This is a genomic window from Ensifer canadensis (assembly GCF_017488845.2).
GTDB lineage: Bacteria > Pseudomonadota > Alphaproteobacteria > Rhizobiales > Rhizobiaceae > Ensifer > Ensifer canadensis.
Genome location: NZ_CP083370.1, coordinates 3,340,016 through 3,366,255, shown reverse-complemented (window position 1 = coordinate 3,366,255; position 26,240 = coordinate 3,340,016). Strand labels below are relative to the sequence as shown.

General features: G+C 62.8%; 21 protein-coding genes. 10 read left to right on the top strand and 11 right to left on the bottom strand.

Going from position 1 to position 26,240, the window contains the following annotated elements; genetic code table 11:
- Positions 1-112: 112 nt before the first annotated feature.
- Positions 113-877 (bottom strand): DeoR/GlpR family DNA-binding transcription regulator, encoded by a 765-nt coding sequence (locus J3R84_RS16350; protein WP_025425039.1) that lies wholly within the window; start codon positions 875-877, stop codon positions 113-115.
- 173 nt (positions 878-1,050) lie between these two features.
- Between J3R84_RS16350 and J3R84_RS16345 the strand changes: the two genes are divergently transcribed.
- The 7 genes from J3R84_RS16345 to J3R84_RS16315 all read left to right on the top strand — a co-directional run bounded on the left by J3R84_RS16345 (position 1,051) and on the right by J3R84_RS16315 (position 8,901).
- Positions 1,051-1,818: an SDR family NAD(P)-dependent oxidoreductase gene (locus tag J3R84_RS16345; protein WP_025425038.1), complete on the top strand. Its 768-nt coding sequence runs from the start codon at positions 1,051-1,053 to the stop codon at positions 1,816-1,818.
- 10 nt (positions 1,819-1,828) lie between these two features.
- Positions 1,829-2,725: a LysR family transcriptional regulator gene (locus tag J3R84_RS16340; RefSeq protein ID WP_025425037.1), complete on the top strand. Its 897-nt coding sequence runs from the start codon at positions 1,829-1,831 to the stop codon at positions 2,723-2,725.
- A 172-nt stretch (positions 2,726-2,897) separates the two neighbouring features.
- Entirely contained in the window at positions 2,898-3,377 is a 480-nt protein-coding gene (locus tag J3R84_RS16335) for a formate dehydrogenase subunit gamma (RefSeq protein WP_025425036.1), read from the top strand.
- Positions 3,374-4,930 carry a formate dehydrogenase beta subunit gene (locus J3R84_RS16330; RefSeq protein ID WP_025425035.1) on the top strand — a complete coding sequence of 519 codons (1,557 nt, stop codon included), beginning with the start codon at positions 3,374-3,376 and terminating at the stop codon, positions 4,928-4,930. Before J3R84_RS16335 ends, J3R84_RS16330 begins: the two co-directional genes overlap by 4 nt.
- An 11-nt stretch (positions 4,931-4,941) precedes the next feature.
- Positions 4,942-7,821, top strand: a complete 2,880-nt coding sequence (gene fdhF / locus J3R84_RS16325; RefSeq protein WP_025425034.1) for a formate dehydrogenase subunit alpha — start codon at positions 4,942-4,944, stop codon at positions 7,819-7,821.
- Between the two features lie 5 nt (positions 7,822-7,826).
- Complete coding sequence (gene fdhD / locus J3R84_RS16320) at positions 7,827-8,681, top strand: formate dehydrogenase accessory sulfurtransferase FdhD (protein ID WP_025425033.1); 855 nt, start codon at positions 7,827-7,829, stop codon at positions 8,679-8,681.
- Positions 8,671-8,901 (top strand): formate dehydrogenase subunit delta, encoded by a 231-nt coding sequence (locus J3R84_RS16315; RefSeq protein ID WP_025425032.1) that lies wholly within the window; start codon positions 8,671-8,673, stop codon positions 8,899-8,901. The genes fdhD and J3R84_RS16315 overlap by 11 nt, the downstream gene beginning before the upstream one ends.
- A gap of 174 nt (positions 8,902-9,075) precedes the next feature.
- On the opposite strand, the gene J3R84_RS16310 is transcribed toward J3R84_RS16315, so the two are convergent.
- The 4 genes from J3R84_RS16310 to rocF all read right to left on the bottom strand — a co-directional run bounded on the left by J3R84_RS16310 (position 9,076) and on the right by rocF (position 14,373).
- On the bottom strand, positions 9,076-10,860 hold the full coding sequence (locus J3R84_RS16310; RefSeq protein WP_025425031.1) for a methyl-accepting chemotaxis protein: 1,785 nt from the start codon (positions 10,858-10,860) through the stop codon (positions 9,076-9,078).
- Between the two features lie 448 nt (positions 10,861-11,308).
- On the bottom strand, positions 11,309-11,788 hold the full coding sequence (locus J3R84_RS16305) for a chemotaxis protein CheW (RefSeq protein ID WP_025425030.1): 480 nt from the start codon (positions 11,786-11,788) through the stop codon (positions 11,309-11,311).
- Between the two features lie 431 nt (positions 11,789-12,219).
- Complete coding sequence (gene rocD, locus J3R84_RS16300) at positions 12,220-13,425, bottom strand: ornithine--oxo-acid transaminase (RefSeq protein ID WP_025425029.1); 1,206 nt, start codon at positions 13,423-13,425, stop codon at positions 12,220-12,222.
- A gap of 24 nt (positions 13,426-13,449) precedes the next feature.
- Complete coding sequence (gene rocF, locus J3R84_RS16295; protein ID WP_025425028.1) at positions 13,450-14,373, bottom strand: arginase; 924 nt, start codon at positions 14,371-14,373, stop codon at positions 13,450-13,452.
- 141 nt (positions 14,374-14,514) lie between these two features.
- Between rocF and J3R84_RS16290 the strand changes: the two genes are divergently transcribed.
- Together J3R84_RS16290 and J3R84_RS16285 are read left to right on the top strand one after the other, a co-directional pair.
- Positions 14,515-14,949: an Lrp/AsnC family transcriptional regulator gene (locus tag J3R84_RS16290; RefSeq protein ID WP_025425027.1), complete on the top strand. Its 435-nt coding sequence runs from the start codon at positions 14,515-14,517 to the stop codon at positions 14,947-14,949.
- A gap of 115 nt (positions 14,950-15,064) precedes the next feature.
- Positions 15,065-15,562 (top strand): VOC family protein, encoded by a 498-nt coding sequence (locus J3R84_RS16285; protein ID WP_025425026.1) that lies wholly within the window; start codon positions 15,065-15,067, stop codon positions 15,560-15,562.
- Between the two features lie 37 nt (positions 15,563-15,599).
- On the opposite strand, the gene J3R84_RS16280 is transcribed toward J3R84_RS16285, so the two are convergent.
- Positions 15,600-16,391 (bottom strand): APH(3') family aminoglycoside O-phosphotransferase, encoded by a 792-nt coding sequence (locus J3R84_RS16280; RefSeq protein WP_025425025.1) that lies wholly within the window; start codon positions 16,389-16,391, stop codon positions 15,600-15,602.
- A gap of 301 nt (positions 16,392-16,692) precedes the next feature.
- Here J3R84_RS16280 and J3R84_RS16275 point away from each other — a divergent pair, with 301 nt between their 5' ends.
- Positions 16,693-17,778 (top strand): MerR family transcriptional regulator, encoded by a 1,086-nt coding sequence (locus tag J3R84_RS16275; protein WP_025425024.1) that lies wholly within the window; start codon positions 16,693-16,695, stop codon positions 17,776-17,778.
- A gap of 141 nt (positions 17,779-17,919) precedes the next feature.
- On the opposite strand, the gene J3R84_RS16270 is transcribed toward J3R84_RS16275, so the two are convergent.
- The 5 genes from J3R84_RS16270 to J3R84_RS16255 form a co-directional block, all read right to left on the bottom strand.
- On the bottom strand, positions 17,920-22,095 hold the full coding sequence (locus J3R84_RS16270) for a translocation/assembly module TamB domain-containing protein (RefSeq protein WP_203528586.1): 4,176 nt from the start codon (positions 22,093-22,095) through the stop codon (positions 17,920-17,922).
- A gap of 113 nt (positions 22,096-22,208) precedes the next feature.
- A complete protein-coding gene (locus tag J3R84_RS16265) occupies positions 22,209-24,122 on the bottom strand; it encodes an autotransporter assembly complex protein TamA (RefSeq protein ID WP_025425022.1) in 1,914 nt (637 codons plus the stop codon).
- Between the two features lie 278 nt (positions 24,123-24,400).
- A complete protein-coding gene (locus J3R84_RS38755; protein WP_309239152.1) occupies positions 24,401-24,943 on the bottom strand; it encodes an MFS transporter in 543 nt (180 codons plus the stop codon).
- Positions 24,874-25,629, bottom strand: a complete 756-nt coding sequence (locus J3R84_RS38750; protein ID WP_309239151.1) for an MFS transporter — start codon at positions 25,627-25,629, stop codon at positions 24,874-24,876. The genes J3R84_RS38755 and J3R84_RS38750 overlap by 70 nt, the downstream gene beginning before the upstream one ends.
- 236 nt (positions 25,630-25,865) lie before the next feature.
- Positions 25,866-26,123, bottom strand: a complete 258-nt coding sequence (locus J3R84_RS16255; RefSeq protein ID WP_025425020.1) for a YMGG-like glycine zipper-containing protein — start codon at positions 26,121-26,123, stop codon at positions 25,866-25,868.
- Positions 26,124-26,240 lie beyond the last annotated feature (117 nt).

Below are 26,240 nucleotides of genomic sequence, written 5' to 3'. Positions count from 1 at the left end.
TTTCGCAATGCACAAATTGATGCAGTCGCGAAAGCGAAATCAGTTAAAGCGAAAAGATATCGAATGTCAAACGAATGTTGTTCGAATCTCAGGACAGTCTAAAAAACGATCTTCAAGCCTCGGTTTCGATCAGGCGAACGTCCTGCTCTGCGCAGATTTTCCGCACGTTATCAATGAGACAGCGATCGGTGATGAAGGTCTGAACCTGGGAGATATGGCCGATGCGGACCGGGGCCGTTCTTTCGAATTTTGTCGAGTCGGAAACGAGGATGACATGGCGGGCATTGGCGATGATCGCCTGGGCGACTTTCACTTCGCGAAAATCGAAATCGAGCAGCGCGCCGTCATGGTCGATGGCCGAGGCGCCGATGACGGCGAAGTCGACCTTGAACTGCTTGATGAAATCGACCGCAGCCTCGCCGACGATACCGCCGTCGGAGCCGCGAACGACGCCGCCGGTGATAACCACCTCGATCGAGGGAAAGACGCGCAAGTGGTTGGCGACGTTGATATTGTTGGTGATGACCATCAATTCCTTGTGGTCGAGAAGTGCTTCGCCGACCGCTTCCGTCGTCGTGCCGATGTTGATGAACAGCGAGGCGTTGTCGGGGATGAGGGCGGCGGCCGCCCTGCCGATCGCCTGCTTCTCCGGTGCGGCGATCTGGCGGCGGGCATCGTATTTGACGTTTTCCTTGCCGCTCGGGAAGATCGCGCCGCCGTGAATCCGGTTCAGGATCTTGGCGTCGCAGAGGTCGTTCAGGTCCTTGCGGATGGTTTGCGGCGTCACCGAAAAGCGCTGCGCCAGCTCCTCGACGAGCACGCGTCCTTCGTTCTTCGCCAGTTCCAGGATTTCCGCCTGCCGCCCCGTCAGATACATTCCGAAACCTCCCGTTTTCGTTTTTTTTCATAATATGCAAAAACGAAAGCTGTGCAATTTCAGAAATCGGCGTTTGTCGCGAATCTGCTTTCGTCGTCGGCTATGTCGATTGCGCGCGTTGCAATCGCCTCGGCGATAGGCGACTTTGGCAATGACGGGAAGAGGGAAAAGACATGTTTCATCCGGCCTTGTTCAAGGGCATGAATGTGGTGGTGACCGGTGGCGGACGCGGCATCGGCCTTGAGGTGGCGCGCCAGTTCCTCGATTGCGGCGCGCGTGTCTTCGTGCATGCCGGGCGATCGGTCGGGGAACTGCCGGATTTTCTGGAGACGGCAGCGACCGAGGGCCGGGCGCATGTGGCTGCAGCCGACTTCCTGGCGGATGGCGGCGTCGAGGCTTTGGCGGAGGCGATCCGCAGCCGATTCGACAGCGTCGATATCCTTGTCAACAATGCCGGCACCATGGTTGGCCGCTTTCCGGCGGCGGAACTGACGGACGAACAGTATCGCACCGTCGTTCAGCTCAACCAGACCTCGGTGGTCGAGATGACACGCGCCATGTTGCCGCTTCTTCGCAAAGGCACGCATCCGGCGATCGTCAACACCGTGTCGATTTCGGCGCTGACCGGCGGCAGCGCCGGCTCCTCGATCTATTCGGCAACCAAGGCGTTCGTCTCCACCTATTCCAAGGCGCTGGCGCGCGAACTGGCCCCGGAAGGCATAAGGGTCAATTGCGTTTCGCCCGGCACCATCACGACAGAGTTTCACGAGCGTTACTCGTCGCCGGAGAAACTGGAGGCAACGCGCAAGACAATCCCGATCGGCAGGCTCGGAACCGCCGAAGACTGCGCGCCGGCCTATCTCTTCCTCGCCTCCCATGCGCTTGCCGGCTACATCACGGGCCAAGTGCTGGAGGTCAACGGCGGCCAGTTGATCGCTTGAGACACGTGTGATGATCGACAAGCTGGAAATGTTCCTGGTGCTCGCTCGCGAAAGGCACTTCGGCCGGGCGGCGCTTGAATGCGGCGTGACGCAACCGACGTTGTCGGCGGCAATCCGCCAGCTGGAAGAACAGCTCGGCGTCATGCTCGTCAGCCGCGGTTCGCGTTTTCAGGGGCTGACCCCGGAGGGGCAGCGGGTGCTGGAATGGGCGCGGCGCATCGTCGGCGATGCCCGCACGATGCGCGAGGAAATGCGCGCGGCGCGCAAGGGGCTCTCCGGGCATATCAGGCTGGCGGCGATCCCGACGACGCTTGCCATGGTGCCGATGATCACCGCGCCGTTTCAGGAGAAGCATCCGGATGTGACGTTCTCGGTGCTGTCGACCACCTCGTTGCAGATCCTGGCGCTGCTCGAAAACCTCGAGATCGATGCCGGACTGACCTATCTGGAGAACGAGCCGCTCGGGCGCGTGACCAGCGTTCCGCTGCAGATCGAGCGATATCACCTCGTGACGGCCACCGGAACGCCGCTTTCCGATCGCGAAACCGTGACGTGGAAGGAGGTTAGCAACGTTCGGCTTTGTCTATTGACCGCCGATATGCAGAACCGCCGCATCGTCAACCAGCATCTTTCCGAGGCCGGCGTCGTCGCTGAGCCGACGCTCGAATCAAACTCGATGATCGTGCTTTTCTCCCATGTGCGCACCGGTCGCTGGGCGAGCATCATGCCGTTTAACGTCGCGAAATCATTCGGCTTTCACGATGATATCAAGATGATTCCGATCGTCGAACCGGATGCCCGCCACACCGTTGGCCTGGTTGCGACCCATCGTGAACCATTCACGCCGCTGGTATCGGCGCTTTTGCACGAAGCGCGCATTCTCGGCGAACGAAATCAGGTTCAATAGATTTTTTCTATCAATCAACGAAACAGCCTTATTGACCCTTCCGGCCAGAAGGGCGAAGCTTTTCACTCTTGGGCAAGGGCGTGGAGGAAACGGCCTTCCCAGAAGATGCCAATTCGAGCTGGGCGAGGTCCGTACAAGGGGCGCTGCAGCCGCGAGCCGGGAGGGCTCCTGAGTGAATATTCACCAGCCGCGTGGCGATGTGCCCGGACGCACGCTTGCGATCGTCGAGGAACTGAAGGGGCTCGAAGGGCCGCTGCTGCCGATCCTGCATGAGATCCAGCACGAGTTCGGATATGTGCCGCAGGACTGTCTGCCTGTCATCGCGCGGGAGCTCAACCTGTCGCGCGCCGAAGTCTACGGCGTCTTTTCCTTCTATCACGATTTTCGCGAGCACCCGGCCGGTCGTCATGTGTTGAAGCTCTGTCGCGCCGAAGCCTGCCAGTCGATGGGCGGCGATGCGCTTGCGGAACGCGCCAAGCACCTGCTCGGCATCGACTTCCACGAGACGACACCCGACGGCGCGGTGACGCTCGAGCCGGTCTACTGTCTCGGGCTCTGTTCCTGCGCACCCTCCGCGATGCTCGACGGAGAGGTGCATGCCCGGGTCGATGCCGACGATCTCGAAGCTCTCGTCGCGGAGGCGCGCCGATGACAACAAAGATCTACATTCCCCGTGATGCCGCAGCATTGGCGCTGGGCGCCGACAAGGTTGCAAAGGCGATGGAGGACGCGGTCGCCGCGCGCGGCCTCGACGTTGCCATTGTGCGCAACGGTTCGCGCGGACTGCACTGGCTGGAGCCGCTGGTCGAGGTGGAAACCTCGGAGGGGCGCGTCGCCTATGGGCCGGTGAAGGCCCGTGATGTTGTCTCTCTGCTTGATGCCGGGCTTGTTGCCGGCGGCGATCACGCGCTCTGTCTCGGGAAGACCGAGGATATTCCGTTCCTGAAGCAGCAGACACGGCTGACGTTTGCGCGCTGTGGCGTCATCGATCCGCTGTCGCTCGACGATTACCGCTCGCATGGCGGTCTTCGCGGACTTGAGAACGCCATCGCCATGGAGCCGATGGCAATCGTTGCCCAGGTGACCGACAGTGGTCTTCGCGGTCGCGGCGGCGCCGGCTTTCCGACCGGGATCAAGTGGAAGACCGTGCTCGAAGCCGCTGGCGCACGCAAATACATCGTCTGCAACGCCGACGAGGGCGACAGCGGCACCTTTGCCGACCGGATGATCATGGAGGGCGATCCCTTCGTGCTGATCGAAGGCATGGCGATATCAGGGCTCGCGACCGGTGCGACCAAGGGCTTCATCTACACGAGGTCCGAATATCCGCATGCGATCGCGACGATGGCTAAGGCGATCGAGATCGCGCGTGCCGCTGGCGTGCTCGGGCCATCGGTGCTCGGCTCCGGCCGGGCGTTCGACATGGAGGTGCGCACCGGCGCCGGCGCCTATGTCTGCGGCGAGGAAACGGCGCTCCTGAACAGCCTCGAGGGCAAGCGCGGCATCGTGCGCGCCAAGCCGCCGTTGCCGGCACACAAGGGCCTGTTCGACTGTCCGACCGTCATCAACAACGTCATCTCGCTCGCCTCCGTTCCTGTCATCATGGACAAGGGTGCTGTCTTCTACCGCGACTTCGGCATGGGCCGTTCGCGCGGCACGATCCCGATCCAGATCGCTGGCAACGTCAAGCATCCCGGCCTATTCGAAACCGCCTTCGGCCTGGCGCTCGGCGAGATCATCGATCATATCGGCGGCGGCACGGCGAGCGGCCGTCGGGTCAAGGCGGTGCAGGTGGGCGGCCCGCTCGGCGCCTATTTCCCGCGCGCGCTGTTCGACACGCCGTTCGACTATGAAGCCTTTGCCGCAAGGGACGGTTTGATCGGCCATGCCGGCATCGTCGTCTTCGACGATACCGCCGACATGCTGAAACAGGCGCGTTTCGCCATGGAATTCTGCGCCATCGAGAGCTGCGGGAAGTGCACGCCCTGTCGCATCGGCTCGACCCGCGGCGTCGAGGTGGCCGACAAGATCGCCGCCGGCATCGAGCCGGAGAAGAACCGCGAATTGCTCTCCGATCTCTGCAACACCATGAAGTTCGGCTCGCTCTGCGCGCTCGGCGGGTTCACGCCCTATCCCGTCGTCAGCGCCATGACGCATTTTCCGGATGATTTTAAACCGGCTCCGCTTGTCGAAGCGGCGGAGTGAGGAGGAAGACCATGTCTCTCATTCATGAAATCGACTATGGAACGCCGGCCTCCCGCTCCGAAACCATGGTGACGCTGACTATCGACGGCCGTGAGGTGACGGTGCCCGAGGGCACGTCGATCATGCGGGCGGCGATGGATGCCGGCATCGAGGTGCCGAAGCTCTGCGCCTCCGACATGATGGACGCCTTCGGGTCGTGCCGGCTCTGTCTCGTCGAGATCAAGGGCCGGGCCGGCATGCCCGCCTCCTGCACCACGCCAGTGGCGCCGGGGCTCGAAGTGTCGACCCAGACGCCGCGGCTGAAGGACGTTCGCCGCGGGGTGATGGAACTCTATATTTCCGACCATCCGCTCGACTGTCTGACCTGTGCCGCCAATGGCGACTGCGAGCTGCAGGACATGGCCGGCGCAGTCGGCCTTCGCGATGTTCGCTACGGCTATGAGGGTGACAATCACGTCAAGGCGCGCAACAACGGCGGCATCAACGCCAAATGGCAGCCGAAGGACGAATCCAACCCCTACTTCACCTTTGATCCGGCGAAATGCATCGTCTGCTCGCGCTGCGTGCGCGCCTGCGAGGAAGTGCAGGGCACGTTCGCGCTGACGATCGGCGGCCGTGGTTTCGACAGCCGCGTTTCCGCAGGCATGGCCGAAGACTTCATGTCGTCGGAATGCGTCTCCTGCGGCGCCTGCGTCCAGGCCTGCCCGACGGCGACGCTGACGGAAAAGTCGGTGATTGAGATCGGCCAGCCGGAGCATTCCGTCGTCACCACCTGCGCCTATTGCGGCGTCGGCTGCTCGTTCAAGGCGGAGATGCGCGGCGAGGAACTGGTGCGCATGGTGCCGTGGAAGGACGGCCAGGCGAACCGCGGCCATTCCTGCGTCAAGGGCCGGTTTGCCTATGGCTACTCGAACCATGGGGATCGCATCCTCAACCCGATGATCCGCGAAAAGATCTCCGATCCCTGGCGCGAAGTGACCTGGGAGCAGGCCTATGCGCATGTGGCCGCGGAGTTCCGGCGCATCCAGTATCAGTATGGCCGCGATTCGGTCGGCGGCATCACCTCGTCGCGCTGCACCAACGAAGAGACCTATCTGGTGCAGAAGCTGGTGCGCGCCGGTTTCGGCAACAACAATGTCGACACCTGCGCCCGCGTCTGCCACTCGCCGACCGGCTACGGCCTCGGCCAGGCCTTCGGCACCTCGGCCGGCACGCAGAACTTCGATTCGGTCGAGTTCACCGACGTTGCGGTGATCATCGGCGCCAACCCGACGGACGGCCATCCAGTCTTTGCTTCGCGGCTGAAGAAGCGTTTGCGTGAGGGCGCAAAGCTGATCGTCATCGATCCGCGCCGCACCGATATCGTGCGCTCGCCGCATATCGAAGCATCCTATCACCTGCCTCTGCAGCCCGGCACCAACGTTGCCATTCTGACGTCGCTGGCGCATGTCATCGTTACGGAGGGCCTCGCCAACGAGGCCTTCATCCGCGAACGCTGCGACTGGTCGGAATATGAGGACTGGGCAGCCTTCGTCGCTGAGCCCTATCACAGCCCGGAAGCGACCGAGGCCTATACCGGCGTCCCTGCCGAACTGGTGCGTGGGGCGGCACGGCTCTATGCCACCGGCGGCAACGGCGCGATCTATTACGGCCTCGGCGTCACCGAACACAGCCAGGGCTCGACCACCGTCATGGCGATCGCCAACCTCGCGATGGTCACCGGCAATATCGGCCGGCCGGGCGTCGGCGTTAACCCGCTGCGCGGCCAGAACAATGTACAGGGCTCCTGCGACATGGGCTCGTTCCCGCACGAGCTGCCGGGTTACCGCCACGTCTCCGACGATGCAACGCGCGAGACCTTCGAGAAGCTCTGGGGTGTCGAGATTTCCAACGAGCCGGGTCTGCGCATCCCGAACATGCTCGACGCCGCGGTCGACGGCACCTTCAAGGGCATCTACATCCAGGGCGAGGACATCCTGCAGTCCGACCCGGATACCAAGCATGTGGCCGCCGGCCTTGCGGCGATGGAGTGCGTCGTCGTGCACGACCTCTTCCTCAACGAGACGGCCAACTACGCTCATGTGTTCCTGCCGGGCTCGACCTTCCTCGAGAAGGACGGCACCTTCACCAATGCCGAGCGCCGCATCAACCGCGTGCGCAAGGTGATGACGCCGAAGAACGGCTATGCCGACTGGGAAGTGACGCAGAAGCTGGCGCAGGCCATGGGTCTCAACTGGAGCTATCGCCACCCCTCCGAAATCATGGACGAGATCGCCGCGACGACGCCGAGCTTTGCGCTCGTCTCCTACGACTATCTGGACAAGATGGGTTCCGTGCAGTGGCCCTGCAATGAGAAACACCCGGAGGGCTCGCCGATCATGCATGTCGACGGCTTCGTACGCGGCAAGGGCAAATTCATCCGCACCGAATATGTCGCGACGGACGAGCGCACCGGTCCGCGCTTCCCGCTGCTTCTGACCACCGGCCGCATTCTCAGCCAGTATAATGTCGGCGCCCAGACGCGGCGCACCGACAATGTCGTCTGGCATGCGGAGGACCGGCTGGAAATCCACCCGCACGACGCCGAGCAACGGGGCATCCACGATGGCGACTGGATCAGGCTTGCCAGCCGCGCCGGCGAGACGACCTTGCGCTCGCAGATCACCGATCGGGTGGCACCCGGTGTCGTCTACACCACCTTCCACCACCCGACGACGCAGGCAAACGTCATCACCACCGACTTCTCCGACTGGGCGACCAATTGCCCGGAATACAAGGTGACGGCGGTTCAGGTGATGCCGTCCAACGGGCCGTCGGACTGGCAGCAGGATTATGACGAGCAGGCGCGGCAGTCACGCCGGATCGCCGGCAAGCTGGAGGCTGCGGAGTAGCCTCCATGTCCGGGCCATCAATGCCGAAATTCCAGATGTCGAAGACCGTGCCGGAAGCCGCCCGTCGCAATGGGGCCTTGCGGGACGGGTCCCGTGTGGTCCCGGAGGAGACGCCGGTGGCCTTCACCTTTGGCGGTTCGACCCATGCGGTGATGATGGCCACCCCCGGGAACCTCGAGGACTTCGCCGTCGGCTTCAGCCTGACCGAGGGTATCATCACCGAGCCCGGCCAGATCGAAGCGGTCGAGGCGATGGCCGACGAGGTTGCCGGCAACCTCGGCATCGACCTGCAGATCACGCTCAAGGACAAGCAGAACGACATGCTGCGCCTGCGCCGCCGCCATATGGCCGGCCCTGTCGGCTGCGGTCTCTGCGGCATCGAATCGATCGAGCAGGCGGTGCGGCCGACGCCCGACGTTTCGGCATCGACGCTTCGTCTGTCGCAGGAAGACGTGGTCAAGGCGGTCGCGCTGCTCAACGGTCAGCAGCCGCTGCATTTCGAAACGCGCGCCGTGCACGGCGCCGCATTCTATGTGCCGGGCAAGGGATTGATCGCGGTGCGCGAGGACGTCGGCCGTCACAATGCGCTGGACAAGCTCGTCGGCGCGGCAGCGCGTGCCGGCTTCCGCGGCTGCGACGGCGCCGTCATCGTTACCAGCCGCGTTTCTGTCGAGATGGTGCAGAAGACCGCTGTCGTCGGCAGCCCAGTCATCATCGCGATCTCGGCGCCGACGGCGCTGGCGATCCGCACGGCGCAAGCGGCGGGCATGACGTTGATCGCGCTGGTGCGCGGCGACGAATTCGAAATCTTCACCCATGCCGAACGCATCAAGTCCGGAGCCGTCGCCGATGTCGCATGACACCAATGCCAAGCTGATCTACATGGCGAACCAGATCGCCACCTTCTTCAAGAGCCAGCCGCAGGACGAAGCCGCTGAGGGCGTTGCGACGCATATCAACAAGTTCTGGGAGCCGCGCATGCGGCGACAGCTGTTCCGGCATATCGATGGCGGCGGCGAGGGTCTGAGCCCGTTGGTGCTTGAAGCGGCGTCGAAGATCAAGCGCCCGGAAGCGGCCTGAGGATCTTGATTGTCAGCTTGTTTGCGGAACCGCCTGACGATGTCGAACACTGGAGAGCGGCTGTCGATCGGTACTCGCCATGCGGCGATGGCGCGATCCCATAGAGTTTTTAGGGAAGGCGGCGACCGGTCGCCACCTTCCCTCATTCCTGAGCGCGGGGTGCAGGGATTGCGCTCAGAAATTCTGCCATCCGTCGTTCAATGGTGCGCCGGCGAGCGCTTGTCTTTGTCCGCCGCGCATGGCGCGGGCGGTGGCGTTCAGTCGTGTTGCCTGCTGTCGTTCCTCGGCGTGACGCTGCATCTCGAACGGCGCCGTGTCCTGGCCGATGCGGAACTGGCGTAGCAGGGCGTGGAGGGCTTCGGCTTCCCGCGACATGTTGTGGCTTGCGGCCGTGCTTTCCTCGACCATCGCTGCATTCTGCTGGGTTGCCTGATCCATCGAATTGACCGCCTGGTTGATCTCCTTCAACCCCGTCGACTGCTCGCGTGCGGCCTCGACAATGGCCGAAACGTTGAGATTGATCTCCTGGACCTGGACCAGAATTTCCTCGAGCGCCGCCCCCGTCTGTCCGACAAGCGATACGCCGTTCTTGACGTGGTCGCTGGAGGCGGTGATCAGCGCCTTGATCTCCTTGGCGGCCTGGGCCGAGCGCTGGGCGAGTTCGCGCACTTCCTGGGCGACGACAGCAAAGCCCTTGCCGGCTTCACCGGCACGTGCCGCCTCGACGCCGGCATTGAGCGCCAGGAGGTTGGTCTGGAAGGCGATGTCGTCGATGACGCCGATGATGTTGGAGATCTCGCGTGACGATTGCTCGATCTGATCCATCGCTCCGATCGCGTTCTTGACGACGTTGCCGGAGCGTTCGGCGCCCGCCTTGGTCTTGGCGACCAGTCCGCCCGCTTCTTCGGCGCGACGGCTGGAATCGACGACTGTCGTGGTGATCTCGTCGAGGGCGGCTGCGGTTTCCTCCACAGAGGCCGCCTGCTGCTCCGTGCGTTTGGAAAGATCGTCGGCGGCCGAGCGGATCTCGCGGGCGCCGGAAGCGATGGCGTTGGCATTGTCGCCAACAGTCTGCATCGCCCGACAAAGCCGATCGATCGCGCCATTGAAATCGGTACGCACCGTTTCCATGCTGGGAACGAAGGGTGTCGGCAGGCTGTGAGTGAGGTCGCCCTCGGCAAGCGCCTGCAGGCCGAGGCCGAGCGCCTTGATTGCGCCCATGCGCTCGCTGACGTCGGTCGCGAACTTGACGACCTTGTAGACCTTGCCGCTCGGATCGCGGATCGGATTATAGGCCGCCTGGATCCAGATCTCCTTGCCGGCCTTGCCGTAACGGACAAACTCGTTGGAGATGAACTCGCCGGCGGCCAGCTTCTTCCAGAATTCGGCATACTCAGTGCCGCGCACATAGCTGGGTTCGCAGAACATGCTGTGATGCCTGCCCTGAATTTCCTGAAGGCTGTAACCGAGTGCGTTGCAGAAGTTCTCGTTGGCCATGAGGATTTCGCCCCCGGGGGTGAATTCGATCACCGCCTGCGATCTCGATATGGCATCGAGTTTGCCGCCATCCTCGTTGGCCTTGATCTTGGCCGCTGTGATGTCGCTTGCGAATTTTACGACCTTGTAGGGCTTGCCGTTGTGAAACACCGGATTGTAGGTCGCCTGGATCCAGATTTCGCGGCCGCCCTTGGCAACGCGCTTGTAGGCATTGGCGTCAAACTCGCCGCGTCCGAGCCGCGCCCAGAAGTCGCGATATTCCTGGGTCTGGACATAATCCGGCGCGCAGAACATGCGGTGGTGCTGGCCGACGATCTCCTGCAGGTTGTAGCCAAGTGCCTGGCAGAAGTTTTCGTTGGCCGTCAAAATTTTTCCCGTGAGATCGAACTGGATCATGGCCTGCGACTTTGAAAGCGCGGCGACGATCTGGCGTGAATCCAGACTCTGCCCGAAAGAGAACATGATTACCCTCTGGTTTGGTTCTTGTTGTTTCAAACCGGAAAGCCGGATCATTGTTGCTTGTGCTGTCGACAGGGCGTGCGGGGCCAAGAGCGGCGCAGACTCCGGGGACAAGGACAAATGCCGGCTTGCCGAAAATTGTCTGGTCCGTCGTCGCCGGCCCAAACGGGGTCAGCGTTTTCGTGCTTCGAGGGGGGAGTTCGAACTCGTGGGCGTTCATGCCCATGACGTCTTGCTTATACAATCTAGATTAGTGGCAGGCTTATTAAGCAGCTGTTAAAATAGCAAACATCAAATTTTAGTTGTGAAAACTCGTATGCTGTTTCTAGGTTGAATTAGCAACTCATCGTTTACGAATCATGGGTGGCGCCACGGGGCCACGCCGCCCGAACGCAAAAAGGCCGCCTTGCCCAGGGCAAAGCGGGCCTTGATGCGACGCAGAATCTGTTGTTTAGGCGGCCATTTCCTCGACTTCGCGTTCCTTGAACATGCGAGCGAGGTTGAGGAAGCAGATCATGCCGTTCTCGTTGGCGATGATGCCTTCGGCAAAGCTCTTGTCGAAGGATGCGGTGACTTCGGGAACCGGTTGCACCTGGTTGCCCTGGACCGTGAGGATGTCGGAGACACGGTCGACGACGAGACCGATCACCATGTTGTGCACTTCGGCGACGACGATGGCGCTGCGCTCATTGGCCGTGGTCGATTTCATGCCGAGCTTGTGGGCAAGGTCGATGATCGGGATCACGGTGCCGCGCAGGTTCATCACGCCGATGACCTCGGGTGGCGAATGCGGAATGGGGGTCGAGGGGGCCCAGCCGCGGATCTCGCGGATCGTGGTGGTCTTGACGCAGAATTCCTGATCGTGGAGGCGGAACGCGATGATTTCCAGCGTCTCGCCGTCGAAACCAGCCGTCCTGAGTGTGCTTGTCATCGAAGGTCCTTCCAGCTTTCCGGTCGACGCCTTAAGGCGCGCGACACCGCCAAACTCGTTACATCTCCGTGCGGTGCGGTCGCGGCTGGCGCGGCCATTGAGCCGATGGGGAGAGTTTTCAAAAGTCCGCCGACGACATCCGGCGGGGCGCAGCTGCATCATGCGCGGAGGAACCGCTTTGCGCTTTGGGAAGGGACTATAGGCCGGGATTCGTTAAGACTTGCTTTTGCAAGTGCTAATACCAACCTGTGCCGATATTGGCCTCCAGCCTGCGTCGATCCTCACCGGACGCTGGGTCCGGTTCCGGTTTTCTCCTTGCCGGAAACCAAAATCGCTCCGGCGCAATAGGCCAGTATCGGCGCAGGTTGGTAGTAAGACATTGCGCCCCGGTCGAAGCCGGGGCGCAATGGAACACAAAGAATGTCAGGGGATCAAGCGGAAGCGAGAACCTTGGCGAACTGTTCCACCGCCCAATCGACCTGTTCGGCGGTGATCACCAGCGGCGGCGCGATGCGGATCGTGTCGCCATGGGTGTCCTTGGCAAGGATCCCGAGCTGCTTCAGCGCTTCGCAATATTTGCGGGCGCCACCGGCTTCCGGCACCAGCTCGACCGCCAGCATCAGTCCGCGGCCGCGAACTTCCTTGATGATGTTCGAACGGATGTCGGTCAGGCCCTTCTGGAAGCGGTCGCCCATGCGCGCCGAGTTCTCGATCATGCCTTCCTCGGTCAGGGCCCTCAGCGCCGCGCGGGCGATGGCACAGGCAAGCGGATTGCCGCCGAAGGTCGAGCCGTGCTGGCCGGGCTTAAGCACGCCGAGCACTTCCGAGTTCGAAAGCACGGCCGAGACCGGGTAGAAACCACCCGAAAGCGCCTTGCCGATCAGCGTCACATCGGCTTCGATGCCCTCGTGTTCTTCAGCCAGCAGCTTGCCGGTGCGGCCGAGGCCGGTCTGAATCTCGTCCAGGATCAGCGTGATGCCGTGTTTGGTGCAAAGCTCGCGCACTGCCGGGAAATAGCCGGAGGTGGGAACCAGAACACCTGCTTCGCCCTGGATCGGTTCGACCAGGAAGGCGACGGTGTTCTCGTTGATCGCGGCGCGGAAGGCGTCGATGTCGCCGAAGGGGACGACCTTGAAGCCCGGCGCAAACGGGCCGAAGCCGGTGCGGGCGTCCGGATCGGTCGAGAAGCCGACGATGCCCATCGTGCGGCCATGGAAATTGTTGGAGCAGACGATGATCTCCGCTTTGTTTTCCGCGACACCCTTGACCTCGTAGCCCCACTTGCGCACCGCCTTGACGGCGGTCTCGACGGCTTCTGCGCCCGAGTTCATCGGCAGCACCTTGTGCGAACCGGTGAGTGCTGCGATCTCTTCATAGAAATGCGCCAGCTGGTCGTTGCGGAAGGCGCGGGAGGTGAGCGTCAGCTTCTGCGCCTGCTCCATCATCGCCTGGAAGATCTTCGGGTGGCAGTGGCCCTGGTTGACGGCGGAATAGGCCGACAGGCAGTCGAGGTAGCGGTTGCCTTCCATGTCCCAGACATAGACGCCTTCGCCGCGTGAAAGCACAACGTCGAGCGGTTTATAGTTGTGTGCGCCGAGCCGGTATTCGGTTTCGATCAGGTCTGCCGTGGTGTTCATCCGTCGTCCTCCGTTGTTTCTATTTCAGGCGCTGCGGGTCGGGCGGTCAAGGACACGGCGGCCGAAAAGGCTCGCGGTCAGCTCGACCAGGACACGCGCGCTCTTGCCGCGATCGTCGAGGAACGGATTAAGTTCTACGACGTCGAGCGAGGACACGAGATCGCTCTCCCAGAGCATTTCCATGATCAGGTGGGCTTCGCGGAAGGTGGCGCCGCCCGGAACGGTGGTGCCGACGCCCGGTGCCAGCTCGGGATCCATGAAGTCGACGTCGAGGCTGACATGCAGGAGGCCGTTGGCCGAGCGCACTTCATCGAGGATATGACGCATGATGTGCGCCATGCCGAGCTCGTCGACCGCACGCATGTCGTAGACACGCACGCCATGTTCGGCGATCTCTTCGCGTTCGCGGTCGTCGACCGAGCGGATGCCGACCTGGAAGACCTTGGTCGGATCGACCATAGGCCGGTCCGCAGGCAGGATCGGGGCAAACTCGGCCTTGCCGCAGTAGAAGGCGACCGGCATGCCATGCATGTTGCCCGACGGCGAGGTTGCCGGGGAGTTGAAGTCGGCATGGGCGTCGAGCCAGAGCACGAACAGCGGTCGGCCGACTTCGGCGGCGTAACGCGCCATGCCGGAAACGCTGCCCATCGAAAGCGCGTGGTCGCCGCCCAGAATGATCGGGAAATGGCCCTTGCGAACGGTGTCATGGACCGAATCGTGCAGCGCGCGGGCGAAGGCGGCGACGATCTGCAGGTTGTTGGCGCCGGGGTGGTTGGCGAGGTCGCGTGCCGGCAGCGGCTTGACGTCGCCTTCATCGTAAACCGTGTGGCCGAGTTCGCGCAGAACGGTGTCGATACCGGCGATACGAAGTGCCGTGGGGCCCATGGCCGCGCCGCGTCGTCCAGAACCTTCCTCGATGGGTGCGCCGATCAGCGTGATGGTCGTCATATCCGCCCTGTTCCTTCTGTCATGATTCCCGTGGATGGCGCGGATTATCCTCAAAACGCGTGACAGCAAAAAGATGGAAAACTGTCGATTGGAAAGGTAAGATCGACAGATTGCTAAGTCCGATTTTGCAAAGTGAGAGATATGGACGACCTTGATCAGGCGCTGATCAGTGCCCTGCGCCAAAATGCCCGTCTGCCTGTTTCGACCCTTTCGGCGCGGACCGGCGTATCGCGCGCAACCGTTGCAGCACGCATCGACCGGCTGGTCGCCAACGGGACGATCGCCGCCTTTACCATTCGCACGGGACAGGAAATCCCGGCCTCCGGCGTGCGGGCCGTGGTGATGATCGAGGTCCACGGCAAGATGGCCGACCGGGTCGCCGGGCAGTTGCGCGGTCTGCCACAGGTGAGGGCGCTGCACAGCACCAACGGCCGCTGGGACTTCATCGCCGAGCTTGAGGACAGGGACCTGGTGTCGTTCGACGAGACGCTGAGGCGGATCCGGCTGATCGACGGCATTACCGTGACGGAGACGAACATCCTGTTGAAGACCAGCAAGCTGACGGGCGCATTTTAGTGCCTTCTTTCCGCGTGGAGGGCGAGGGTCGAAAGTTGCGTTTTTGCGCCAGTCGTTCTTGATTTGTTCTCGTTTTTGTATATGATGTGCGCCTCACCCGAGATTGGAGGATGTCATGGTCATCAATGGCGGCAGGCTGGCCGATCGGCAGATCTGTGTGAAGCTATTTGTCCGGCATGGCGACGAGGATCGCGCCATTGCCTTTTATCGTGATGTGCTGGGTGCCGAACTGGTGCAACGGCATGAATGGCCGAGCGGGATTTTAACCAGCGCCGATCTCAGGATCGGCGAATCCGTCTTCCGGATCGCCGGTGCCAATCCGCGGCGGGACGCGGAGCCGAAACTAGGCGGGCCGAGATCGCCGCATGCGCTCGGCACGACGGCGGTCATTCTCGAACTGCATGTGAAGGATGTCGACCGGGTCATCGGCCGGGCGATCGGGGCGGGTGCCGCCCTCAGAAACCCGGCGGAGACGCTGTCGACCGGAGACCGCGTCGGTGCCTTCATCGACCCGTTCGGCCATATCTGGGCGTTGTTCAACGCCCTGGAAGACATCGACCTCGGCGATGCCGATATCGTCGATCTCAATATCGAGGCCCGCGACGCCGCATAAGGCGGCGCGGGCCATCCTGCGCTTGCTTTCCCCGAGGTCAGAAGAACTCGTCGAGAAGGCAATAGAAGCCGAGTTTTTCGGGATCGGCACGACGGATGCCGTAGAGATCGAGAAACGGCTGAACCCATTCCTCCCCGAGATTGTAGGCAATGCTGCGGCAGGTCAGCGCCAGATCCTGATAGGGGTCGGCGACGCCCAGACGGCTGCAATCGATGAAACCGGCGAAGCGGCCATCCCTGACGATGATGTTTGGAAGGCAGGCGTCGCCATGGGTGACGACCGGCTCTCCCTCCTGAGGGATGCGCGCCTGAAGCTCGACGAAGAGTTCGTCGGCGGTCTTGCCGAGGCGCTCGTCGTCGAAGTCGGTCTCATCGACCAGGTCCGCTTCTGCACGCAGCCTGGCGATCGCGACACGCGCACCAATCCGGTGATCGAACGGGCAGGCATCGACATCGAGCGCATGCATGCGGCGTAGCGCTTCGGCGAGCAGAACAACCTGCTCCGAGGCGGCAAGGGTGCTTGAGGCGAGGTCGATGCCTTCGACCGCCTCCATCAGCAGCCAGTTCTTTTGCGCGTACACGTCGCGGGCGACGACGCGCGGACAGGGCATTCCCTGCTTGCCCAGCCATTCGAGCCGCTCGGCCTCATCGACAAGCTCGTCAAAGGGACCGGCCTCTTCGACCTTGAGAACGAGGGGCGGGCGGTCTTTTGCGTCGAACAGGAAGACGCTGGAGTCTGACTGGCCGAGGCTATCCTTTCGGCAGTCATAACCTGCGAGCAGCGGTGCCAGGGTGGGCGGAAGATCGATATCGAGAAGCTGGAGAGACAAAAAACCACCTGAAAATACGGGTTGTTCCGAAATTGCGGCCTACAGCGCCGCGCGTCTTTTTCGACGTACAAAGGTCGCTGTGGCACTATGAACCGTTGCATGTTTTTAGCCTTAAATCGGATACGATTTAGGGAAACATGCAATTTGCGCGAGAGGGCAGGTAGGGACGGAATTGTGCAAAATCCATGGCGACCCGACCCAAGCGCGAGCATCCTCCGCGAAATCTTGATTCTACCCACACCAAATATCGCTTGAGCCGAACCTAAGGTCATACCTTAGAAGATAGTTCCAGGAGGCTCCCATGAGCGACAAGCGAAACCATGATCCCCTTTTGTCCGCCGCCGAATGTGCCGATCGTCTCGGCCTGACCGTGCGGGCGCTGCGTGTCTACGAGGATCGTGGGCTGATCGCACCGCGCCGGACGGAAAAGAACTGGCGGCTCTATGGCGCTGCGGAAATCGCCCGGCTGACCGAGATCCTCGCATTGAAGCGTCTCGGCCTGAGCCTGACCCGGATCACCGTGTTGCTGGCGGGCGCCGCGCCGGATCTCGGCCAGACACTGACGATCCAGCAATCCGCGCTCGTCGATCTGCGTGATCGGGTCGAGCACAGCCTGTCGCTGATCGGCGCGGCGCTGCAGAAAATATCGAGCGGTCGGGCCGTCTCTATCAGCGAACTCATCACTCTTGCCAAGGAGACCAGGATGACCGACCTATCGCCGGATACCGTCGCGTGGCGACGTTATGAGCAGGCACGGCCTCGAACCGAGGTTCGTTTCGATCCCGAAAAACACGGCTCTGTTGTGGGCGACTTCCAGTTCGAGGCCGGCGATGTGCTCAGCGTCACCCGCCGCGAGGGCGGACTGATGGCGCAGTTGACCGGGCAGAATGCGCTCGAAATCTATCCCGAAGCGGATGACCTGTTCTTCTATCGCATCGTCCAGGCGCAACTCTCTTTCACCCGCAACGAGCAAGGTGAGGTGGAAGGCGTAGTGCTGCATCAGGGCGGCTACGAACAGGCGGCGAAACGCATCGACGAGACGAAGGCGCGTGCCGTTGCCGACGACCTGGAGAAGCGCGTGAAGGATAAGATCCCGTTTCCCGACAGTGAGGCATTGCTTCGCCGCGTCATCGCCGAGCACCAGCGCGGCGAGCCCGACTACGAAGGCATGACGCCGCCGCTCGCAGCGGTGGCGCGCGAGCAGGCGCCCCTCGCCAAAGCCGAACTCGACCGCCTGGGGTCACTGCAGAGCGTGGCGTTCAAGGGCGTGCTGCAAGAAGGTTGGGATGTCTATGACGTGCGCTTCGAAAAGGGAACGCTGGAATGCGGGCTGATGCTTGCCCCCGGCGGCAAGCTCAGTGGCATCTATTTTCGCCCGGGGCTGTGACGGACGACTGATCCGTCCCGGCCGTCCGAAGACGGAAGACGACAAAGAATACGCCCGCGGATCGTTAGCGACCCGCGGGCGTATTCTTTGTGGCGAAGGTAGGCACGCCGTCAGTCAAAACGGTATTGATGACGCGCCGCCTCAATATTCCTTTTCGAAGAAGATGCCGCCCGATGCGGAGCCGTCACCGCCGGCCGCACCCTTCAGCTTGACGCCCTTGCCGACATCGAGATTGATCACGGCCTTGCTGGAGCCTGAATCCGAGCCTTGCTGCAGCTCGATATAGGTGCGGTCGTTAAGATACTTGCCGGCGCGCACCGAGGCGCCGCCGTTCTCGTCGGTGGTGACGTCGAGATCGTCGACGCCGAGCTTGTTGCGCAGACCGTCGAGCAGCGAGGTCGAGCCACCGCCCGCCAGCTGGCTGACGGCAGAGGCAAGCTGAGCAATCTGGAAGGCCGAGAGGTTGGACAGCGAGCGGCTGAAGATCAGCTGCGCCAAAATTTCGTCCTGGGGCAGGGCTGGCGACGACGAGAAGGTGATCTGCGGATTGTTGGCAAGGCCTGTGACGCTGACGGTGATGGTCGTCGCGCCGGCGGTCGATGTCGCCTTGAGATTGAGTGTCGGGATCAGGTCGCCACCGAAGCCGATGGTGCCATCGGTAAAGGTCAGGCGTTTGCCGAGGATTTCCAAACGGCCGCGGCGCATCTCGAAACCGCCCGAAATGGTCGGCTGCACGGCCGTGCCGCGGATCGTCAGGTCGCCGCCGAGTTCGGCATCGATGCCGCGGCCGCGCACGAAGACCTGATTGGCCGTGACGCCAAGGTTGAAGGCGATGACGCCGCTGGCATTGGCGCCTGCCGGCTTCTCGTCCTTGCGGATGTCCCTGGCCATCCGCTTGACCTTGGCCGGCGCATTCTTGTGCTTGATGTCGATAGCCGAGAGCGAGGTCGGCAGTTTCTCGGGAATGGTAATTGCTGCCTTGCGGATCGTCACCTTGCCGCCGAGTGTCGGGGTGGCGACCAGCGGACCTGTCAAGGTCATCTCGCCGGCAAGCTGCGCAGTGAACAGCGTGCCGTCGACATAGGTGGCGTTGTTGAGCCTGATGATCAGGTTGGCCGGAAAGCCGGAGCTGGGTACGGTGCCGACCGTGCCGGTGACCTCGACCGAGCCGCCGGTCGCGAGGTTGGCGGAAAGCTTGGAGATCGTCGCCTGCTTGCCGTCGAGCGCCACGTTGGCCGTCAGGTTGTTGAGCGCGAGGTTGCGCCGGACGTCGACAAGGCGTCCGCCTGAGGTGGTGATCGTGCCGGCAATCTGCGGTGCCTTGGCCGAGCCGGAAATCGAAAGGTCGACGGAGGCCTGGCCCGTGAGCGTGAAGCCCTGCTGGGCCATCAGGTTGGCAACGAGCGCGAAGGGCACATTGCCGTTGAACTTCATGGCGATCGGCATGTTGCCGCCGATATCGACATTGCCGCCGCCCTTGAATGCGAGGCCGCCGGCGCCGGAGAGCGTGGTGTCGAGCGTCACGCGGTTGTTGGCAAACTTGCCATTGGCCGAGATGTCGAAGGCACCGACGCCGGCGGTGCGCGCGGCTGCCAGCGAGGCGCCGGACCATTTGAGGTTATAGGCGACGACCGGCGCTGCCGCCGTTCCGCCGACATCGACGGTGCCGCCGATTGCCCCTTCCGCGCCGAGGCCCGGTGCGAAGGCATTGACCAGGGCTGCCGGCAGGGCGTTCAGCTTTGCGGTAATATCGAGCTTTTGGCCGGCGGTGCCGCTGACCGCGATCGTGCCTTTCGATGCCTGGATCGTGAGCGCATTCAGGCGCACGGTGCCCTTCTCGATCGCGATCACGGTCGGCGCCGCGAGCTTTAGTGCAATCTGTTTCGGCGTCGCGCCGAAGGAGGAAAGACGGATTTCCGTGCGCCCGTTCGAACTCGTCAGGTCGCCCCTCGCCGTCAAAGGCCCGCCGTCATACTTGCCGTCGATGGCAAAGCCTGTCTTGCCGGCCTGCTGGGTGAAGTCGAGGCTCAATCCGGAAACCCGGTTGGCCCCCTGGGCAATTGTCTCTGCCCGGACGCTGCCCTTGATCGCCAGTGCCGAAAGGTCGGCAATGGTGATGTCGGCCGTCGGCTTGGCGATCGTCAGGTCATCGCGCTTGATGCCGCTGCCGCCGGCCTTGAGCACGATGGAGGTGATGCCGTTGGCCGTCCGGATCGCCGCCGATCCAGAGAGATCTCCGGACGCCTTCTGGCCGGCCATGGCGGCAAGCAGCCCAAGGTCCGGAAGATTGAAATCGACAGTGCCGTCGGGTTTGAAGTCGGGGGTGAAGTTGATGGCGCCGTTGAGCGTGTTCTCGCCGATCGTGGCTTCGAGCACCGGGATCGATGTGCGACCGTCCTTCGAGACGACGTCGGCACGCACGTCGATCGGTTGACCGTCGAGCGCACCGGTTGCCGTCAGCTTGGCCTGCGGGCTGCTCTGGTTTGCGGTGGCGTCGGCCTTGATGGTCAGGTCGCTGAGCGTGCGACCGGCGAGCGTCGCGCCGCTCGAGGACAGTTCCGCCTTGATGCCGAGTTCGGCGAGCGGTCCGGTCACAGCGGCGGTGAAGTCGGCCTTGCCCTTGGCGTCGGCGAGCAGCTTGCCGAGATCCGGCAGGACACCTTTAAGATCCGCCGTCAGATTGCCTTCAGCGAGCGCCACGGAGCCGGCAGCCTCGATCGTCCCGGATTTGAGATCGATGTTTTCGACGGTGACGCTGCCGTTGGCGCCGGTCTTGATGCTCCCGGCAAGCGCAATCGTGCCGTCGAATTTTGCAGCGGCAGCGGGCGGCAGGGCGCCTGGGACCGTGAAGAGCTTGAAGGTCGCGGCAACCGTATTGGTTTCGCGCGAGAAGGCGCCTTCGACGGTGCCGCCAACGCCGGGGCTTTCCAGCGTCACCGGCGCAAAGGTGATGCTGTCCTTGGCAACAGTGATGTCGCCGACGATCTTCATCGGCGCCTGGACCAGCCGGACGAGATCGGCATTGTCGAAGCCGACCTGGCCGACCTCGACCGTCGTCTTGATCGGACCCGACTGTGTCGCCAGGTTGAAGCCATCGCTCGCAGCCGACAGCTTGATGGCGCCGAGGGCCACGTCCGGCAGTGCGACAGAGGCGACGTCGGCGGCCGCGTCAAGGATTGCCGATTGGGCATCGCCGATCAGCGACAGATTAACGGTATTGATCAGGACGCGGGCCTCGCCCTTTTCCAGTGGCCAGCGGAAATCGATGGCGCCATTGGTACCGGCGAGCCTTGCCTGCAGATTGTTCTCGCCCTTGCTGTCGAAGGTGCCGAAGGCGGCGAAGGCAAGCGCGCCGGTCGCCACGTGCCCCTTGTCGACGCGCACCATGCCCTTGCCGTCGAAGGCAGCAGCAAGATCGATGCTGGTCTGGCCCTCGAACATCGGGCGCAAGGCCGGCGGCATCAGCGAGCCGAAGCCGCCGCCGCCGGAAAGCGTCAGCCGATGCATGCCATCGGTAGACTGGACGTGACGGCCGTCTAGCTTGAGGATCTCGGTGCCGTCAAGCGCAGCCGTCCCGGCGCCGGCCCAGTCCGAAAGCGGTCCTTCGCCGGTTACCTTGATGTTGACGGCGGGTTCGTTCGGCAGGCGCAGGAGCTTCGCCAGAACGCCGTTGGCGGGCTCATTGACGGTCGCTTCAAGTTTCAGTTCGTTGCCGGCCGGATTGAAGACGATGTCGGCAACGGCACGGGCCTCGGGCCGGTCGCGCTGGGCCGCCGTTATGGCGAGCGCGATGCTCTCGTTGGTGGCGTTTACCTTGCCGCTCGCCGTCAGGAACTGGTCCTCGCCGGCGATTGCCTTGCCGATGACGATTTCCTTGAGGTCGATCGCATCGATCTTGACGTCGACCGGAAGCGCGAAGGTCGAGCGCACTTCCTTGGTTTCGGTCGAAGGCACCGGCAGGCGCTCGACGCGGATGGAGCCTGCCGAAATCGCCGCGGCGTCGAAGCGGAAGGACAAGAGGGCCGCGGGCGACCAGTTGAGCGAGAGATCGCGAACCTCCGCATAGATGCCCTCGCCATCGAACAGCGTCACGCTGCCGGCGGTGAACTGGCCGGTCAGAAGCGGGCTCGGGTCGGCAATCCGCACGATCTGGTCCGGGGTCGCCGCATATTTCTCGATCGCCCAGGCGACAAGGCGGGCGCCGGGAGTCGTGAAGCCGACGAAGGCGACGAGGAGAAGAGCTGCGACCGCAAGCGCGCCAAGCACATAAAGGCAATAGCGCAGCGTCGCGCGAAGGAAGCGGACGACGTGATTCATGATCTACCCATAACGCAACTTGTGTCGCTGCGGAATCTTTGCAGGCAGAAACTCCGGGCGCTCGTGCGAAATTTGCCGGCTGCGGCGCAGAAATCGGCTGGAACCGGCGCGGATCAGAAGGATTGGCCGATACCGGCATAGATGCCGTAGCTGGTGCCGCCGGGATATTTGTTGAGCGGCATCGCCACATCGAGACGGATCGGTCCGAACGGCGTCTGATAGCGAAGGCCGATGCCGGCGCCGGCGCGAATGTCGGAGAAATCGGGCGTGGTGCTGGCAGACACGGTGCCGGCGTCGATGAAGGGCACGATGCCGATCGTGTCGGTGATGGCGATGCGCGCCTCGACCGAAGTGTTGACATAGGAGCGTCCGCCGGTCTCGTCGTTGTTGCTGTTGCGCGGGCTGATCTCCTGGTAGGAATAACCGCGCACCGAGCCGCCTCCGCCAAGATAGAAGCGGCGGTTTGCCGGTATGTCGGCAAGGCCGTCGCCGCCGACCAGAACGCCCGCACCGATCCTGCCAGCAAGAACGAAACGCTTCTCGTCGCCGAGCGCTTGGTAACCCGATGCCGCTGCTTCGAAGGACGAGAAGAAGGTCTGGCCCTTGATCTCGTAGCTTGGTTTGGCGTTGACCAACGCCCGGTAGCCCTCGGTCGCGTTCAGCTTGTCATCGCGGGTGTCGCGCACATATTCGAGCGGAATGGCAGCTGTCAGGTAGGAATTGGAGCCGAAGGCGTCGTCGATATTCGCCCAGCTCAGCTCGCCGCCACCGGAAAAGGTGTCGGTCGGCGACAGTTCGAATGTGGCGCCGGCCGCACCGGTCAGGATCTTGGCGCGATAGGCATCGGGATCCTGGATGTTGGCCTTGAGGCTTGCGGTGAAGGTCGAGGCCGGACCGAAGGCGCCGGGCTTGGCAAAGAGGATGCCCGCGGAATAGTCGAGCTTATCGAGTTCCTGGGTCTCGCCGATACGGTCGATCGAGCCCTCGACACGCAGCGATTCCGCACGGCCGAACAGATTGCGGTGTCCCCAGTAGCCGGAAAGCCCGAGACCGTCCGTGGTCGAGACCTGGGCGCCGAAGCCGAAATACTTGTGCTTGCCCTCGGACACCTCGATCTTCATCGGGATCGAGCCGTCGGGCGAAAGCGTGTTGGCTTCCTTGATGGTCACGCTCGAGAACACGCCGAGTTGACGCAGCCGCTCGGACGCCTTGCGGATGTCCTCGGGCGAATAGGGGCGGCCCTCGTTGAGCCGCGAATAATCGCGAACAAACCCCGGATCGACGGTCTTGGTTCCGGAAACGCTGACTTCGCCAACGGGCGCCACCGGCCCGCTTTCGGCTGATATCACCACGTCGACGGTCGAATCTGCATGATCGGCAACGACGCTGCGCTCGGTCAGCTTGGCAAGCGGCCGTCCCTGCTCGCGCAGATCGTTGACGACCTTTTCGCCGGCCTTGATGATCCGCGTCGAATCCGCCCGGGTTCCGAGCGCGAGATCGTAGTCGGCGGGATTGAGGCCGGCGGCGTCGCCTTCGAACTTGACCGAGCCTAGCGAAAACACCGGGCCCGGCGTCACCCTGACGGTGACGGGTATGGCCTTGCCGTCAGGGAAAGATGGATCGGGTGGCAGGCTGTCGATGTCCTGACCATTGATCTGGATTGCGACGGTGCCGCCGTATCGGGCCTTCTCATAGAGTGCCGCCAGCAGGCGGTCGCGGTCGTCGCGGGCGCGGATCGCAAGGCCAAGGTTGCCTGAAACCGGTTTTTCCTGGCCCTGGACCAGCTGCGAGCTGTTCTCAAGCGCCTCTTTCAATTCCTTGTCGTCGGTACCGGCGTCGAAGGTGAGGGTGTAGTTGACGGGGTCGATGACCTGGGCCGCGTCCTCGTCACCCTCGAAAAACTTCATGCCGAAGATCTTGAACGCATAGGCCTTGGTGACGGACATCGGGCCGAGCGCGCACGAGGCGGCAACGGCGAGCGCAGTCGCTGCCTTCCAGTACGCAATACTCGACCGTGGTGGGGACATTCGCTTCCGCATCCCGTCTTAAGGCGACCCAATACAAACTGCCTTCATGCGGCGGGGTCACTATTGCATGCCTAAGGTTTTCCATCTGTTAACGATGACGGCCGGCCGCATCCACCCCTGAGGCCCAGATTCCGGGTCGATTTCCCTGAAAAAGAGCCGGAATGTTGTCAACGCAGCACAAAAACCGGGCGCCGCCGCCACAACGTCGGCGGTGGCTCCGTGCTCGGGATTGCCGTTTGCGGGGTGTCAGATGGTCGCGCTGATGCGGTTGAATGGGGTCAAGCCGGTTCGGGCAGGCCCTGCAAACGGGGAACCTGGGAGGCGATGATCACCAGGAACTGGATGAGGAACCCGGTCGCCGCGACCACGAGGCAAGCCTTGACGCCGAAGTGGGTGGCGACGAGAGCGCCGAGCGCCGCGCCGATCGGCCTTGCGCCGAATGTCGCCGTGGTAATGAAGGCTGAAACCCGCCCCAGCATCGCGTTTGGGGTGATGGCCTGCCTGAGCGTGAGGGTGGCGATCGACCAGAGAATCGGCCCCGCACCGAAGAGAAAGAAGCTCACTCCCGCAAGCGCGCCGAGGGGGAACCAGACCGTCAGCAGCATGACGACGGCGGCGAGCAGACCACCGAGCGGACCGAGCGCGATCATGACGCCGAAGGGGATACGGCGCGCAAGTGTCGGGGCGGCATAGGCTCCGATCATCATTCCGGCTCCATAGATGCCGAGCGTGACACCGACGCCCGTTGCCGTCAGTCCGAGTGTGCGGACAGCATAGGCGACATAGACCGCCTGCAGCACGAACCAGGATGTGTTGAACACGACCGCGGTGACAAGTATCGGCCGCAGGAGTGCATGGCGGCAAGGAAGCGTGCGCCTTCGATCAGGTCATCAAGCAGATTGCGTTGCGGCCCGGCCGCTTGCTCCTGTTCGCGAAGGCCGGCGAGCAGCACGACGGCGAGAAGGGAGAGCGTGGTGGCCGCAACATAGGCGAGCGAGGCACCGGTCCAGGCGATGATTGCTCCGCCGATTGCCGGACCACCGGAATAGGCGAGGCTGCGGGCAAGCTCCAGCCAGCGATTGGCGTCGGCGAGCTGCGTGCGCGGAACGATGGCCGGGATCAATGCCGGGGCGGCGACACTGTAGCAGACCGTTCCGATTGCGCCGACAAAACCCATGATCGCCAGAAGCGGCAGGGTGAGCATACCGCTCGCAATCAAAAGCAGAGTGGCGACCAGGGAGAGGGCACGCAGCATTTCCGAGAAGACCATTAGCATTCGCCGCGAGGCGCGGTCGACGAGCAGGCCGGCCGGAATGGAGAGCAGCAGAAACGGCAGCGTCTGGGCCATCTGCAGCCAGCCCGATTCCGCGGGGCCAGCCGAAAGCAGAAGGACTGCCGCAAGCGGTGCTGCGGCCAAGGCGATTTGCTCGGAGAATTGCGCAAACAGGTTGGACCAGGCGATGTGTTTGAAAGCTGGCGGCAAGGTAGTTGCAGGCGGTTTCAGCATGGAGTGGGCCTCGATCAAGCTATTTCGAGGCAGCTGACAGGATTGTGTTGTCGCGGGCCACCCGATTCCTGCGCGCTCGATACGGCTGCCGGGATCTGATGGCTGATCGGCAGATTGCCGAGACAGTCAGGAAAACGAAAACCCCTCACGGCAGGTGGCCATGAGGGGCGATGTTTCGTCCGGTCCGTCATTTGACAGGTGGACGTCGTGTCGATGTTGTCGACCGTCCTTGCGGCTTAGCGCGGGCAGGAGTCGATGTAGCGGCGGCCGTAGCGGTCGCGGTAGTAGCACTGGCCCGGCTGTTCGGTGACATGGCCGATGACCGCGCCCGAAACGCCGCCGATCGCAGCGCCCACAGCTGCGCCACGAACGTCACCGGTGATCGCGCCGCCGATGATCGCGCCCGAGACGGCGCCGATGCCGGCACCCTTTTCAGTCTGGGTGCAGCTCGCAACCGACAACGCAACCAGCACAAGTGCGATGGCTTTCTTCATTATTGTTCTCTCCGATCTCTACGGATTTCAGCCTGTCGCCTCGTCCGTCCCTGAGTGATTGGCGCAAAGACGAGATGTCTTTCTCCACTTGAACTTGCAAATTCAGAAAATAAACCG